We start from the raw sequence: 14,992 nt of genomic DNA, 5'->3' as shown, positions 1-14,992 counted from the left end.
CGCGAAAACGGCAGGCCGGAGGATACGCATCCGGCCTGCCGCCGCGACGGCAAGATCCCTGGGCTGGGGCGACAGGAAACCGAGGGACCCTGCTTCAGCATCGGACCGGAAAGCGGAAGCCGCCTTCCGGGGAAGCCCGATGCAATCCTGATCAGGCCGCCGGCTGGCGGCCGACCTCGAAGGTCACCTCCCGCGACTTGCCTTCGCGGAAGACGGTGATCGTGGTCTTGGTGCCCGGCGCAAAGGTCGCGATCTTGCGCGAGAGCTCGCGGGCATCCTTGATCGCCTCGCCGTTCACCGCGGTGATGGTGTCGCCGCGGCGGATGCCGGCCTTGGCGGCCGGGCCGTTGCCCTGGGCCTCGGCGACCAGCGCGCCCTTGGGCTCCTTCAGGCCGATCGCGTCGGCCATCTCGCCGGTCACCGGCTGGATCTGCACGCCGATGAAGCCGCGCGCCACCGTGCCGTCCTTCTTCAGCGATTCGACCACCTGCTTGACGGTGGACGCCGGAATCGCGAAGGCGATGCCGACATTGCCGCCCGACGGCGAGTAGATCGCGGTGTTGACGCCGACGACCTCGCCGCTCTGGTTGAAGGTCGGGCCGCCCGAATTGCCGCGGTTGATCGGCGCATCGATCTGGATGAAGTCGTCATAGGGACCGGAGCCGATATCGCGACCCTGGGCCGAGACGATGCCGGCCGTGACCGTGCCGCCGAGGCCGAAGGGATTGCCGATCGCCAGCACCCAGTCGCCGATACGCGCCTTGGCATCGGCGAGCTGGACATACGGATAGTTGCCGCTGTCCTTGACCTTGAGCAGGGCGAGATCGGTGCGCGGATCGGTGCCGACGACCTTGGCCTCCAGCGTCTTGCCCGTGTCGGTGACGAGCTGGACCTCGACCGCGTTCTCGACGACGTGGTTGTTGGTCACGACGTAGCCGTCCTGGCTGACGAAGAAGCCGGAGCCCTGCGACATGCTCTGACGCGGCTGCGGCCGGTTCGGCATGGCGCCCTCGCCGCGCTCCCGGAAGAAGCGGCGGAGCTGCGGGGGAATGTCGTCGAGGCTCTGCTCGTCGCCGGCGGAGGCGACCTGCGCCTTCACGCGGACGGAGACGACGGCCGGCTTCACCTTGTCGACGAGATCGGCAAAGGAGGGCAGCGCCGTCTGCGCGCCGGAGAGCTGGATCGGCTGGGCGATGGCATTGTGGTTCTGCATCAGGGCGCTGTCGGCGATGCCGGCGGCGAGGCCGATGCCGAGAATGGCGGTGCCGGCGAGAAGGGCGCCGCGCTTCAGGATGGACTTGCGGTTTTCGGTCTGTGTCGTCATGGCGGGAACCTCTGGACCCACAGGGTGCTTTCCCCTGCTCGTGACGAGGACCATGACGCCCGCCGCCTTACGCGGCTTTGGCCTGAAGATGACGGTTTCGTAAGGTTGGCCAGATCGTCCTGATCATCTTGACGCCGTCTCGCGCATCGTCTCCTCTTGTCGCGTGGTTGGGAGGCTACGATGCGTAAAATCAGTATAGCACTGGCCTTCACGGCCGGGTTCAGCGGCATTGCTGTAGCTCAGAACCGCTCAGCATACGAAACCGGCATGCGGATTGCAGCACAACGTGGCTATACCGGCGCGAAGGCGGCATGTCTCGCCAACGTCTTCCAGTCATACGCCTCGCTGCAACCATTTGGCCGCGCCAACAGAGTGAGCTATGCGGTCGAAGGCCCCAAGGTCCGAGCGATGAAGCACGAGCTGTATCAGCGCTGCGGTATCAACATCTAGACCGGCGCTGAGCATAGCTCGAAGCGGCAGTGAAAACCTGGACGTCTGGATTGGAGCGCGATCTTCAGTCCGGCCGTCTTGCGCCATCCTGCGGCCCAACCAGCGCCGCTAGCTTTGCCTCCTCGTCCGCCGAAAGCGCCGGCAGCGCCGCTGGAGCAAAACTGCGCTGGCGGGCGCGGCGCCACAAAAAGGCGAGCGCCAGCAGCAGGATGACGAAAGGCGCGCCCCAGAGCAGCAGCGTATGCGCGTTGAAGGGCGGACGCAGCAGCACGAAGTCGCCATAACGGGCAACGACGAAATTGACCACGGCCTTGTCGTCGTCGCCGGCGACGAGGCGTTCCCGGACGAGGATGCGCAGATCGCGGGCGAGCGGGGCGTCGGAATCGTCGATCGACTGGTTCTGGCAAACGAGGCAGCGCAGTTCGCTGGAGATGGCGCGCGCCCGCTGCTCCAGCCCCGCATTGGGCAGGATCTCGTCAGGTTGCACGGCCCGCGCGCCGGACGCCGCCAGCAGCATCAGGCCGAGGATGAGAGCGATCCGCCGCATCGCCTTCACTCCGCGGGCTGCGCGACGGCCGCAGGCGCGGCGCGCTTCGGGGCCGCGAGACGGAAGCGCCTGTCGGTCAGCGACAACCCGCCACCGAGGGCCATGACGAGCGAGCCGATCCAGATCAGCAGGATCAGCGGCTTGTCGTAGAGACGAACCGCCACGCCGCCATCCTGCGCCTCGCCGAGGCTGACATAGGCTTGGCTCAGGCCGTCGGTCCGGATTCCGGCTTCGGTCGTCGGCATGGCGCGCGCCGTATAGATGCGCTTGGACGCTTCGACCGGCGTCAGCTCGCGATCGCCCGCGAAAACCTGGAAGCGGGCGACCTCGGCCCGGAAATTCGGCCCGGTCCGCGGCGACATGCCCTCCAGCACGATGGTGTAGCGGCCGCTGGTCAGGCGCTCGCCGGGCTTCAGCACCGTGATCGCCTCGGTGCTCCAGGCCTGGGCGGCGATACCGATGATGCTCAGGCCGATGCCGGCATGGGCGAGCGCCGTGCCCCAGGCAGAGCGCGGCAGGCCGCGTGCCCGCGACAGCATCGCCCGCCAGCCACTGGCGCGGGTGACGATGCGCTCGGCGAGATCGAAGCCGGCGCCCAGGACGAGGAAGGCACCCAAGCCGACCCCGAGCGGCGCCAGAACCGGCCCGCCGCGGGTGAACGAAAGCAGTGCTAGCGCCGCCAGCACCGCAAGCCCGAAGGCAAAGGCGTTGCGCTGCGCGGCGCCGAGCAGGTCGCCACGCTTCCAGGCGAGCGACTGGCCGATCGGCAGCAGGAGCAGCAGCGGCACCATCACCGGCACGAAGGTCGCGTTGTAGAAGGGTGGGCCGACCGAGATCTTGTCGCCGGTGATCATTTCCAGAAGCAGCGGATAGAGCGTGCCGACGAAGACGGTGGCGCAGGCCGTCGCCAGGAAGACGTTGTTGACGACGAGCGCGCTCTCCCGGGAGACCGGCGCGAACAGGCCACCCTGCCGCAGCAGGGGCGCACGCCAGGCGAAGAGCGCGAGCGAGCCACCGACGAAGAAGATCAGGATCAGGAGGATGAAGAGGCCGCGCGCCGGGTCGGTCGCGAAGGAATGCACCGAGGTCAGAACGCCCGAGCGGACGATGAAGGTGCCAAGCAGCGAAAGCGAGAAGGTCAGGATCGCGAGCAGGATCGTCCAGACCTTCAGCGCGTCGCGCTTCTCCATCACCACCGTCGAATGGATCAGGGCCGTGCCGGCGAGCCAGGGCATGAAGGAGGCGTTCTCGACCGGGTCCCAGAACCACCAGCCGCCCCAGCCGAGCTCGTAATAGGCCCAGTAGGAGCCCATCGCGATGCCGAGCGTCAGGAAGGTCCAGGCCAGCAGCGTCCAGGGCCGGACGGCGCGCGCCCACATCGCGTCGATGCGCCCGTCGATCAGGGCCGCGACCGCGAAGGCATAGGTGATCGAGAAGCCGACATAGCCGATATAGAGCAGCGGCGGATGGATCGCGAGGCCAAGGTCCTGCAGGATCGGGTTAAGGTCCTGCCCCTCGGCCGGCACCGGCGATAGCCGCTGGAACGGGTTCGAGGTGAACAGGGTGAAGGCGAGGAAGGCGACCGCGACGAGCCCCTGCGCGGCAAGCGCACCGGCGCGCAGGCGCGGCGGCAGCGAGCGGCGCGAGAGTGCGACCAGCGCGCCGAACAGCGTTAGGATCAGCACCCACAGCAGCATCGAGCCTTCGTGGTTGCCCCAGACGGAGGTGAATTTGTAGATCAGCGGCTGCGCCGAATGGGAATTGGCGACCACATTGCCGACCGAGAAATCGGAGCGGACATAGGACGTGACCAGCGCGGCGAAGGACAGGGCGACCAGCGCGAAGGAGACCAGCGCCGCGCTGCTGCCGACCGAGGCCAGCGTCCGGTCCTGCCGGAACACGCCCCAGAACGGCACCACCGCCTGGATCACGGAGACGCCGAGCGCGAGCGCCAGCGCGTAATGCCCGATCTCGACGATCATGCTTGGCTCACGGCTTTGCCGGCGCGGCAGCGGGAGTAGCGCCCGCGCCGCTGCCCGCCTGCCAGTGCCCCTGCTTCTTCAGCGCGTCGGCGACCTCGCGCGGCATATAGGTCTCGTCATGCTTCGCCAGCACGGAATCCGCCTTGAAGCGCCCGGCGCCTTCGAAGACGCCCTCGGTCACAACGCCCTGACCTTCCCGGAACAGGTCGGGCAGCAGACCGTCATAGCCAACCTTGATCGCGGTCTTGCCGTCGGTGACGCCGAAGGTGACGCGCTGGCCGCCATTGCGCTGGACGGAACCGGCTTCGACCAGCCCGCCCAGGCGCATGCGGGTGCCGGGCTGCACGCCCTTTTCGGCGATCTCGGTCGGCCCGTAGAAAAAGACGATGGTGTCGCGCATCGCAAAGAGGACGAGGCCGGCTGCGAGGAAGAGCACGGCGCCGCCCGCCGCGATCAGGCTCAGCCTGCGCTGCTTGCGAGTCCAGCGGCGTTTCACCGGGAGCGGCCGCGTCGGCTGGGCAATCGTCATGGTGCGGCCTCCTTCAAGGCCAATTCATCGGCGAGCGCGTCGATCGCCGCAAGCGCGGACTTGTCCTCTGCGAGGCGCTCGCGTGCTGTCTTCACGGCCTGAAGCGCCGCAGGCTTGTCGCCGAGGACGGCGCGGGCCCTGATCAGCCGGCTCCATTCCGGCAAAGTGCCGCCGCCTGCGTTCAGGCGTTCGGCAAGACCGTCGACCATCGCCTTGATCGCCTGCTGGCGCTCGGCCTCGGGAAGGGCTGCGACCGCCTTGCGGCCGGCATCGGCCTGCATCCGCTCCAGCCGGGCGCGGACGGCACCGGCCCAGTCGGCATCGGCGGGCACTTCGGCGAGGAGTTGGGAGAGCGCAGCCTGCGCGCCTTCGCCATCGCCGTCCTGCTCCCTGGCAAGAGCGAGGTAGTAACGAGCGCGGGGGTTTTTCGGGTCGAGTTTGACCGTTTCGGCCAGCGCTTCACGCGCCGCTGCGGTCACGACGCCGCCGGCTTCCATGATGCGCGCTTCACCCAGCCCGGCATAGAGATCGGCATCGGGCTTGCCGGAGCGGACGGCAGCGGCGAAGGCTTTGGCAGCCTCGTCATAGCGGCCCTGGCGCAGGTAGATCGGCGCGAGCAGCGACCAGCCCCTGGCGTCGCCCGGATTGGCGGCGAGATGGGCTTCCATGCGGGCCAGCACGATCGCGAAATCCTGCTGCGGACCGGCCTTCTCCAAACGTGCCGCCAATGGCTGGTCGGGCTGGCCGGGAGAGCCGTAAAGGCCATAGATCAGGAGGGCGAGCAGCGGTACGACCGAGAGCATCAGGGCAGAACTCGCCCGGCGCCGTCGCAGCGAGGGCTCGGTCTCGCCCGCAGGGTCGGTTTCGTCGCCGGCGGCGCGCAGAAGGCGGCGCGCGGCTTCGGTGCGGGCGGCCTGCGCCTCCTCTTCGCCAATCAGCTTGCGGGCAAGATCGCGGTCGATCTCCTTGAGCTGGGAGCGATAGAGGCTGCGGGCGTCCGAAACATCAGCGAAGCCCTGAGCCCGGCCGTGACTCAGCGGCCAGAGCAAGGCGAAAACCGCCGCTCCCGTCATCGCTGCAAAGATGGCCCAAATCATCATGCGGCGTTCTTAGCCAATCGTCCGCTCGGGTTCATGGTGACAAAGGGTCACGCGGCAAAGAATTTCTCTAAACCGAAGGCAGCTCCAGCCGCGCCCGCAATCCACCAAGCGGCGAGCGATGCAGGCTCAGACCTCCGCCATAGAGCTTGGCGATGTCGACGACGATCGAGAGGCCGAGGCCGGAGCCCGGCGTGGTCTCGTCGAGTCGACGCCCCCGCTTCAGGACTTCGGCCATGGCCTCCGCCGGCAGACCGGGCCCGTCATCGTCGATCAGGAGCGCGATCCGCTCGGTATCCTCGGCTTTCTCGTCCGCAAGGGAAACCTCGACCGTCGAGCCCGCCCATTTGAAGGCGTTGTCGAGGAGATTCCCGAGCATCTCCTCCAGGTCCTGCTTCTCCCCGCGGAAGCGCAAGCCGGGCGAAATTGCATGCGAGCCGGAAATGCCCCTGCCCTGCGAGATCTTGGTGAAGGTGCGCAGCAATGCGTCGAGCGAGGGCGCGATCTCGGTCACGCCGCCGAGCGCGCCGGAAAGAGCCGCCGCCCGGGCGCGGTCGAGATAATACTGGACCTGATCACGCATGATCGCGGCCTGCGCGCGGACGGTCTGGGGCAATTGCCCGTCGCCGCTCGTGCCGGCCTCGTTCATCATCACGCTGAGCGGCGTCTTGAGCGCATGCGCGAGATTGCCGACCTGGGTGCGGGCGCGATCGAGGATTTCGTGATTGGCGTCGATGAGCTGGTTGAGCTCACTGGCGAGCGGCGCGAGATCAGGCGGGTACTGCCCGACGATCCGCGGATTATCGCCCGTCCTGACAGCGCCGACGGCCGAGCGCAGGCGCACCAGCGGACGCAGGCCGAAGCGGACCTGCACGAGCGTCGAGGCGACCAGCGCGATGCCGAGCAGCACGAAGGTCATCGCCAGAGCGAAGCGGAAATCCCTTATGTCCCCTTCGATCTCGTCGGCGGGAGCCGCGACGGCGACGGTGAAGCGCCCATCCTCGCCTACATCGATCTCGCGCTCCAGGATGCGCAGGAGGCGATCATCCGGGCCGGAAACATAGCTTTCGCGCAGGCCGCGGCTGTTCGGCACGATCGACTGGTCGAGCAGCTTGGGCAATTGCCCGCCGACCAGCGAGCGCGAGGCGCGGACATTGGGCCGCTCGCCGTCGAGCCGCGTGATCTGCCAGTACCAGCCGGTCAGCGGCAGGTCGAAACGCGGCTCGCCGAGATCGCCGACCGTCTGACGCTCGGTCTCGGGCGGGGCGGCGAGATCGGCGACCAGTTGCTTGATATAGACAGAGAGCCGCTCGTCGAAGCCACGCTCGGCCGAGCGGCGGTAGAAGGTGGTGAGGCCGACGCCGGCCAGCACCAGGATCAGCACGCAGCAGACGGCCGCCGAGAAGAACAGCCGCGTTCCCAGCGAATAGCGATGGGACTTGAGCGGCATCGCCCGCGATCAGACCTTTTCCGGGGCAGCGGCGATATAGCCAAGTCCCCGGACGGTCTCGATCACGTCGACGCCGAGCTTCTTGCGCAGACGGCCGACGAAAACCTCGATCGTGTTGGAATCGCGATCGAAATCCTGGTCATAGAGATGCTCGACCAGCTCGGTGCGCGACACCACCCGGCCCTGATGATGCATCAGGTAGGAGAGCAGGCGGTATTCGTGCGAGGTGAGCTTGACCGGGTTGCCGTCGACGACGACGCGACTCGCGCGGGTGTCGAGCCGGACGGGGCCGCAGATCAGTTCCGACGTCGCATGGCCGGCCGCGCGGCGCAGCAGCGCCCTGACACGCGCCAGCAGTTCCTCGATATGGAATGGCTTCACGACATAATCGTCGGCGCCGGCATCGAAGCCCGAGACCTTGTCGCTCCAGCGGTCGCGCGCGGTCAGGATCAGGACCGGCATGGTCTTGCCTGCCCGGCGCCAGCCCTGAAGCACGGCGACGCCATCGACCTTCGGCAGGCCGAGATCGAGAATCACCGCATCATAAGGCTCGGACTCGCCGAGATAGAGGCCTTCCTCACCGTCGAAAGCCTTGTCGACGGCATAGCCGGCATTCTCAAGCGCTGTCACGATCTGGCGGTTGAGGTCCTTGTCGTCCTCGACGACGAGCAATCTCACGGTAGGGTCGCTCCAGTTTGGGGTCGCCGCGACGGTTGTCAGCGGATGGTGGCGATCTTGCCGGATTGTCCTTCCAGCGTCACCCTCGCAACGCGGCCGTCACGCTTCAGCGTCGTCACCACATAGACGAATTCCTCGCCCTGGCGACAGAGCCTTATGCGGACGACCTCGCCCGGCGCGGCATGGCGGGCATGGCGCGAGGCTTCCGCCGGCTGCATGACGCGCCCTTCGGCAACCGCGTCGCGCGTCTCTTCCGAGGACAGGCAGGAAATCGGCGTCGCGTCATCGACGCGGATGACCGGCATCGGCGAAGAAGCGATAAGCGCAAAAGCAAGGATCGGTTCGACCAGCATCATCGACATGGCTAATCCCATCCGCGTGAATGCGCCATGAATGCATCGCCTCGTTCACACCCCACACTAGATCAACGCACCGAAACCCGTCCACGCCATTCGCGCCCGCGACCGACGGTGGCGCTGAGCTGGCGGAGCGAGAGCGCGATGTCCTGCTGGGGCGCACCGAAATCGGCGAACTCCTGCGCGGTCGGATAGAGCCAGGCCGGGGCATTCACGATTTCGGCATGGAGCAAATCCTCGCCGTCGAGAATGCCGATTTCGTAGCGTTCGTTCTCCTCTCCCAACGGCACTTCCGCCAGTTCCCAGGAATCGCCGTCTATCCGCGTGCGCCTGAGCCAGCTCAGGGCAATACCATCTCCGGTTCGCCGCGCTTTCGGACGGACGGGAGACAGCGGAACGAGCGGCTCTCCGGCGATCGTGGCTTCGAACTCGACCATCGTCGCATCGCCCACATCGTCGCGGGCCGGGCCGACGCGATAAAGCTGCGTCCGCCCGAGATCGGCCAGATCGGTCGTCAGCGAGACAGCCGCGCCATCCAGCACCACGACCCGAGCGCCAGCCGGCAGAAGGCGCGCAGCAGGGGCCTCGCTGCCGCCGATCCCGCGAATCAGGCCGGACAGGCGGAAGCGCTGCGGCCCAATGAGCTCGACCTGAGGCACCGTGACGATCTCGACCGCGCCGTCCGCTCCGACCAGCGCCAGCGCATTCGCCCCAGCCAATGCCGCTTCCGGCGGTACGGAAGACAGCACGCCGCCGCGCAGCCTCACCTCCAGGACGGCGCGTCGATCCGTCCGCCAGAGTGGCCCCGACGGCAGCGCCGTCAAGGTCTCGCCGACGATCGAAGGCGCCTCGACGAAGCCGTCCAGCGCGAAGAGCCCGGCCTCGTCCGCGCGCCAGATCGCAAGGCCACCCGGCCAAGGCGCGGCGAAGGCGGCAAGCGACAGCAAGGGCGGCGGCTGGACCGTGACGACCGGCAGGGCCAGCGGCACGGCCAGTGGGCGCCCGGGCAAGGCTGGCGGCGTTCGCGGCGGGCGCGTGCCGCCGCTTGCTCCCGTCGTCACGTAGATCGCCGGCTCGACGGCGCGAGCGCTGATCCGTCGCATCGGGCCGTCGGCGATGCGGGTGACGCGAAACAGGCGGTTGCCGGCCTCGGTCGGAACGGAGAGAACATCGCCGGGCTCGATCGCGATGCAGCGCGGCGAGAGCTCGCATTCGAGGGTTTCGCGCCCGGCCCAGGCTTCCTGCAGCCGCTGATCCGCGAGGCGGCGCCCCTCGGCGGAGCGGGTCACGATCGCGGTCTCGACCGCGACTTCGCGGCGGGCCGCCCCGGCCAGCCGGCGCGAGCGCGCAGCCGCGCTGCGATAGTCGGCCTCGCTGTCGCTGAAGCCGACGCGCAGTTCGAGCGGCAATTCGGTTTCCTGGCTGCGCCGCAGCGTGAAAGGTTCGCCATCGCGATCCGGAACGAGATCGTCGGGGCCAAGCAAGCGCGAAACCTTGCCGCCCCTGCCCTCGAAGCGCAAGGTGCCCGCACTCATGATCGCGTCGAAGCCGAAGCTCTGGGCGAGCGGTTCCAGTGCCTGCCGCGCCGATAGCGGGCGATCCAGCACATAGCCGTCGACGAAGCCGTCGACGGCGATCCGGTTGGCCGCGGGCAATCCGAAATCGGCCAACAGTTTCGCGACGAGCCGGTCGACCGGCGTGCCTTCCAGGCGCCCGTTCAGCCAATGGCCGGTCTCGAAATTCGTCCCGTCGGCCCAGATGCCGGATAGGTCGGGGAAGGCCGGGAAAGGCCGCGCATCCCAGTTCCACACGAAGATCCTGTTGGGATCGACCATGCGGATGCCGCTGACCGGATGGAGCGGATTGCGCGCGGCATCGAACCCCGCCCGGGCCGGGTCGAAGCCCGAGATGATCGCCTCTAGCGCCCGTGCCTGCACGAGATCGTCGCGCGCGCCGCTCGAAAACGGCGGGTAGCCGCCCTCGTCCGACTTGGGATCGGGGAACATGTTGGGCGCATTGGGCCCCTTGTCGACGGCCGGCACGCCGATCTCGGTCAGCCAGACCGGCTTTCCGCCCGGCACGAACGGGGTCGCCGTGGTCTCTATGCCGCCCGCGCGGCGGATATGGGTCTGGCTCCACCAGCCCCACAGGTCCTTGGGCCGGAAGATCCAGGGTTTGCCATAAGCGCCGTCCGTGATCGGCAGGCGTGTCTGCGCAGCCCGACCGGCCTCGTCGGCATAGTACCAGTCATAAGCTTCGCCGGCGGTGAGACGCTGGCGCAGATAGGCGAGATCGGCTGGTCCGCGCGCGATTGCTGCATCGGCATGGCTGCCGGAATCGCGCCAGTCCGACAGCGGCGGATAGAAATCGATGCCGATCGCGCCAATGGCCGGCGAGGCCCAGAGCGGATCGAGCGGGAAATCGATGGTGTCGCCGCCGTCGCGGACATCCGCGCCATATTCGGTCCAGTCGGCGGCATAGGTCAGCGTCGCGCCCGGCAGCATCGTCTTCACGTCCTGCGCGATGGCTGCGAGGCGATCGACCATCGGGTATCCCGCGGCACCGCGCAGATGCGTCAGGCCGACCATCTCGGAGCCGACGACGAAGCCCTCGACGCCGCCCGCTGCCTGAGCCAGCGCGGCGCAGTGCATGACGAGCCGGCGGTAAGACCATTCGTCCGGCTTGGCGCAGGCGACGCTCGCTCCGGCAACGGCCATATCGGCCGGGCCGACCGTTCCCACGAAGGCCGCGATCTGTGCCGCAAGCGCCGCGCCACCTTCCGGGCTGCCCGGCTCGCCGGGTGCGGGATCGCAGGTGATGCGCCCGCGCCAAGGATAACGCGGTTGGCTGGCCGCGTTCGAATAGGGATCCGGCAGCGCGTTCCCAGCCGGGATATCCATCATCAGGAAGGGATAGAGCACGACCTCCAGGCCGTAATCGAAGCGCAGGCGCCGGATCAGCGCGACGACGCTCTCGTCGGAGGGCGTGCCGCCGAAAGCAGGCCGGCCGTCGACCAGGCTGACGATACGGGCCGACGAGCGCGAAAGCCCGGCGACCGACCACTCCGCCCCGACCGTCGGCTTATGCGGAATCTCGATCCGTGGCGCGATCGTGCAAGCGCCGGCACGCAGATCGTCGCCGAACCAGGATACGACCAGCGACACCCGGCGCAGGTTTGGGCAGAGCGCCGTGAGATAGCGCAGCGCGGTCTCGGCGTCGCTGCCGCTATAGAGCTGATGGCGCGTCAGGCTTTCGGTCACGCCTGGCTCAGGCTCGTGACTGACCGGGCGCAGGTCATAGACGAACTCGCCGGCACCCGGCGTCAACGCCATCGCGCGGATCATGCCACCCAGCCCCTCGACGGCGCGCACGACCTCGAAATCGAACTGCGGCACACGGTTGCCGTAGTCGGCCAGCGGAAAGCGTTCGAACACGACATAGGCGAGGCCGCGATAGGCCGGGGCCTCGCCCGCCTCCTTCGCTGCGATCAGCGGATCGGGCTCCTGCGTCTCGTAGCCGTGATGCACGCGCATCTGGACCGTCTGGACATCGAGTTCGCGCCCATCGACCCAGATGCGCCGGATGAAGGCGATCGGCCCCTCGCACAGGCCGATCGCGAGATTGGCATGGTAGCTATAGGTCGTCTCGAAGGTCTTCTTGGAACGGCCACCGCCCTTGCCGCCGCTCTTGGTGCGCGTGATCGAGACCGTGACCTCCTCCTCGAAGCGCGTCGCCCAGATCAGTTGGCCGCCAAGCCGCGCGCGGCCGTAAAGACGCGGGATCGCAGCGCCCTCGGTCGCGGCGAGGCCGTTGACCTCCTTGAGGCGTGGCCCGTCGACGATCTTGTTCCCGCCGCCGGAACCGCCGAGCCAGGCCTGGTCGATGCTGGCGCCGGCGAGCCCGCCCAAAGCCTGGCCGATGACGCCGCCGACCGGCCCGCCCAGGGCCGACCCGAGGGCAGCGCCGGCAACCTGGAGAAGAAGCGTCGCCATCAGTCGGTCACTCCGGGAAAGGAAAAGGCATGGCTGAGATGGCGCCGCCACCAGGACGTGAAGGCAACCTCGGCGACGGCGGCGCCGTCATGGGCATGGATGATGCGATCCGGGCCTGCGAGGATCGCGCAATGCTTCGCCGGCAGATGCTCCCGCCAGCGAAAGAGCAGCACGTCGCCGGCTTGCGCCTCCGACACCGCAAGCGGCTGCAGATGTCGCGAGGCTGCCAGGGCCAGCGTTTCCTGCCGCAAGCTCTCGGCCCAGCTCGGCGAATAGGGCGGCGGCTGTTCGGGTTCGACCCCGCAGAGGTCGCGCCAGACGCCGCGCACCAGTCCGAGGCAGTCGCAGCCGACACCGCATAACGAGGCCTGGTGGTGATAGGGCGTGCCCAGCCAGAGCCGCGCCGCCTCGACGATCTCTGCGCGCCTCATCGGAACAGGCTCCCGCCGTCGAGCGCCCCGTCGCCGGGGCGAACACCGCCGATGATGAAATCGCTCGTCGGCATATGCGGGAAGCCGCGGAAATTGACGCCGTTGGCGAATTTGGCGCGACAGGTCGCAAAGCTCTTGTCGCAGCCCGGCGTCACCCGAAAGCCGTCACCTGGGACGATCGGTGCAGCGGGTGCCTGCCAGAGCTGGAACAGTGCCTGTGCGCCCTCGTTGCCGTGTAGCTTTACTTCGGTGGCGAAGCCGGCATTGGCGCCGCTGGTGAAGACCAACCGGCCGCCGGTAAAATGACCATCGGCATAGGAGCCCATGCCCTCGGCCGAGAGCGACAGGCGGCCGTCGCTTTCGACGACATCGGCTTCCGCCGCGACGAGCGCGAAGCCACAGCGCGCATCGCCGAGATCCGCGGAGCAGGAGCGCATGTAAAGCCGGCCGCGCTCCTCGTCGAACGCCTTGGCGAAGCTGCGGATTTCGGCGGTAAAGCTCGCTTCGCCGCGCTTGATCTCGCCGACGAAGCCTTCTTCCAGCAGCACGCGCTGACCGGGATCGGCCCAATTGACCAGCCAGACGCGAACGCGCGCATCATCGTAGAGCCCGCGCGCCAGGTCTGCCTCGTTCAACCCGAGGGCGGCGAAGGCGCCCGCAACCTCGCCGCCACCGATGGCGAAGCCCAGTTCCGCTGCGCTTTCCGCAGCTTCGAGGCCAGCCGTCGCGGCGAAATCGACGCCTTCGAAGGACAGCTTGCGATCGTGATCGGTGAAACCGAGCACGAGCCCGTCACGGCGCGTCAGGCTCCAGCAATGGCAGAGCGTGGTCGCAGCCGCCTCGATATGGGCGGCGAGAGCGGAAGGAATGTCACGCATGAGCGAGCCTCAGGGGATGATCTCGACCACAGGAACGCGCGGGATCTCGCCGGCTGCGAAGGCGGAGAGATCGACCTCGATCGCGTCGGTGTCGAAGCGGACGGGCACGTCGAAGGCGAAGCCGGCGGTCAGGACGGCAGCCGGCGGCGGGATCGAGCCGGCTGCGAAGGTAACCTGCCCGGTCGACAGGTTGCAGGAGAAAGCCGCGCCCGCGAGCTCGACGCCATCCATGGCGACCCGGACCGTGCCAGCGCAGGGTTTGGTGATCTCGCGGCTATAGGCGGAGCTGCCTGCCCCGTAGGCCTTGCAGAGCTGGAACGCGGCTGCGACACCGTCACCGACCCCAATGACCTGGTCCGTCGCCGCAGGCTGCTGCGAGGGTGAGCAGCTCTTCCAATCGAGCTGGTCGCGCCAGCGGAAACCGTGGAGCCGGCCGCGACGCTCCTCGAAGAAGCTCACCACGGCCGCCAGCGCATCGAGATTGCGGATACCGAGCCCGGCGTCGTAGCGGCGGCGCGAATGGGCCCAGCGGCTGTTTCGAACTTCTCGCCCGGAAGCGAGCGTCACGATCTGGGTCTGGCGCTCCGGCCCGCCGCGCGCGCCGCGCGCGGACATCGAGCGGGAAGCGGACCTCGTGGAAATCCGGCATGCGTCCCCCTCCCTCAAAGAGCCCGTCGCCCGCGCGCGACAGCGCGGGCGATCGCGGCGGAGACCTGCGCCTCCGAGCGGCGGAAGCTGTCGGCATCGGGTGTCGAGACCTGCACGACGACATTGAGCGGCCGGCCCTGTCCGCCGCCGGCGCGCACGCCGAGACGCCCGTCCGGGCCGCGCGAGAGCGGCATGATCGCCTCGGCGCCACGCTCGCCCATCAGGCCGAGCCCGCGCCCGGTCGGAAAGTAGGAGGGCGAGGCGACGATACCGCCCTCGGCGAAAGGAGCGACCGGAATGCCCCCGCCTCCCGAGCCGCCCAAGCCGATGCCGCCGAACAGGCCACCCAGGCTCTTGACGCCGGTGCTCAGCAAGCTCGACAGGCCGGTCTGCAGCGGCTTCAACGCGGTCTTGAGCAGGCTGTCGGTCATCGAGCGGCCGACGCTGCGCAGCACATCCTCGAAACGCTTGCCCTCGACGACGCCGCGCGAGAAGGCGCTGACGATCGACTTGCCGAAACTCTCCGAGGAGCGGCTCAGCGACTGGGTCAGCCGATCCATCGCCCTCAGGTCCGAGAGGCGCCCCCCCGAACTCGATACCGTCATCGTCCGTCATGGCATCACCTCGATA

General features: G+C 68.2%; 13 protein-coding genes and 1 pseudogene. 1 reads left to right on the top strand and 13 read right to left on the bottom strand.

Annotated elements, in window-relative coordinates:
- Positions 1 to 151: 151 nt before the first annotated feature.
- A complete protein-coding gene (locus ACFJGT_RS05965; RefSeq protein WP_377846844.1) occupies positions 152 to 1,324 on the bottom strand; it encodes a Do family serine endopeptidase in 1,173 nt (390 codons plus the stop codon).
- Positions 1,325 to 1,504: 180 nt separating this feature from the next.
- Between ACFJGT_RS05965 and ACFJGT_RS05960 the strand changes: the two genes are divergently transcribed.
- A complete protein-coding gene (locus ACFJGT_RS05960; protein ID WP_377846842.1) occupies positions 1,505 to 1,774 on the top strand; it encodes a hypothetical protein in 270 nt (89 codons plus the stop codon).
- A 64-nt stretch (positions 1,775 to 1,838) separates the two neighbouring features.
- On the opposite strand, the gene ACFJGT_RS05955 is transcribed toward ACFJGT_RS05960, so the two are convergent.
- The 12 genes and pseudogenes from ACFJGT_RS05955 to ACFJGT_RS05900 all read right to left on the bottom strand — a co-directional run bounded on the left by ACFJGT_RS05955 (position 1,839) and on the right by ACFJGT_RS05900 (position 14,922).
- On the bottom strand, positions 1,839 to 2,321 hold the full coding sequence (locus ACFJGT_RS05955) for a cytochrome c-type biogenesis protein (protein WP_377846840.1): 483 nt from the start codon (positions 2,319 to 2,321) through the stop codon (positions 1,839 to 1,841).
- A gap of 5 nt (positions 2,322 to 2,326) precedes the next feature.
- A complete protein-coding gene (locus ACFJGT_RS05950) occupies positions 2,327 to 4,303 on the bottom strand; it encodes a heme lyase CcmF/NrfE family subunit (protein WP_377846838.1) in 1,977 nt (658 codons plus the stop codon).
- Positions 4,304 to 4,310: 7 nt separating this feature from the next.
- Positions 4,311 to 4,832, bottom strand: a complete 522-nt coding sequence (ccmE, locus tag ACFJGT_RS05945; protein ID WP_377846836.1) for a cytochrome c maturation protein CcmE — start codon at positions 4,830 to 4,832, stop codon at positions 4,311 to 4,313.
- Complete coding sequence (ccmI, locus tag ACFJGT_RS05940; protein ID WP_377846834.1) at positions 4,829 to 5,932, bottom strand: c-type cytochrome biogenesis protein CcmI; 1,104 nt, start codon at positions 5,930 to 5,932, stop codon at positions 4,829 to 4,831. Before ccmI ends, ccmE begins: the two co-directional genes overlap by 4 nt.
- Before the next feature lie 67 nt (positions 5,933 to 5,999).
- Positions 6,000 to 7,379 (bottom strand): sensor histidine kinase, encoded by a 1,380-nt coding sequence (locus ACFJGT_RS05935; RefSeq protein ID WP_377846832.1) that lies wholly within the window; start codon positions 7,377 to 7,379, stop codon positions 6,000 to 6,002.
- A 9-nt stretch (positions 7,380 to 7,388) separates the two neighbouring features.
- The gene (locus ACFJGT_RS05930; RefSeq protein WP_377846830.1) at positions 7,389 to 8,057 is read right to left on the bottom strand and encodes a response regulator transcription factor; all 669 of its coding nucleotides are present in this window, start codon (positions 8,055 to 8,057) and stop codon (positions 7,389 to 7,391) included.
- 38 nt (positions 8,058 to 8,095) lie between these two features.
- Positions 8,096 to 8,419, bottom strand: coding sequence for a PepSY domain-containing protein (locus ACFJGT_RS05925; protein ID WP_377846828.1), 324 nt, complete (start codon positions 8,417 to 8,419; stop codon positions 8,096 to 8,098).
- 62 nt (positions 8,420 to 8,481) lie between these two features.
- Positions 8,482 to 12,405: a glycoside hydrolase TIM-barrel-like domain-containing protein gene (locus ACFJGT_RS05920; protein ID WP_377846826.1), complete on the bottom strand. Its 3,924-nt coding sequence runs from the start codon at positions 12,403 to 12,405 to the stop codon at positions 8,482 to 8,484.
- Entirely contained in the window at positions 12,405 to 12,836 is a 432-nt protein-coding gene (locus ACFJGT_RS05915) for an NlpC/P60 family protein (RefSeq protein ID WP_377846824.1), read from the bottom strand. The genes ACFJGT_RS05920 and ACFJGT_RS05915 overlap by 1 nt, the downstream gene beginning before the upstream one ends.
- Positions 12,833 to 13,714 (bottom strand): DUF2163 domain-containing protein, encoded by an 882-nt coding sequence (locus ACFJGT_RS05910; RefSeq protein ID WP_377846822.1) that lies wholly within the window; start codon positions 13,712 to 13,714, stop codon positions 12,833 to 12,835. Before ACFJGT_RS05910 ends, ACFJGT_RS05915 begins: the two co-directional genes overlap by 4 nt.
- Before the next feature lie 9 nt (positions 13,715 to 13,723).
- Positions 13,724 to 14,363, bottom strand: a pseudogene (locus tag ACFJGT_RS05905) (TIGR02217 family protein).
- A 13-nt stretch (positions 14,364 to 14,376) separates the two neighbouring features.
- Positions 14,377 to 14,922: a phage tail tape measure protein gene (locus tag ACFJGT_RS05900; RefSeq protein WP_377846820.1), complete on the bottom strand. Its 546-nt coding sequence runs from the start codon at positions 14,920 to 14,922 to the stop codon at positions 14,377 to 14,379.
- Positions 14,923 to 14,992: the final 70 nt, after the last annotated feature.

Source organism: Allobosea sp. UC22_33, assembly GCF_042700715.1.
Classification (GTDB): Bacteria; Pseudomonadota; Alphaproteobacteria; order Rhizobiales; family Beijerinckiaceae; genus Allobosea.
The sequence above is the reverse complement of the archived record's forward strand: the minus strand, read 5'-3'. Positions and strand labels throughout refer to the sequence as shown.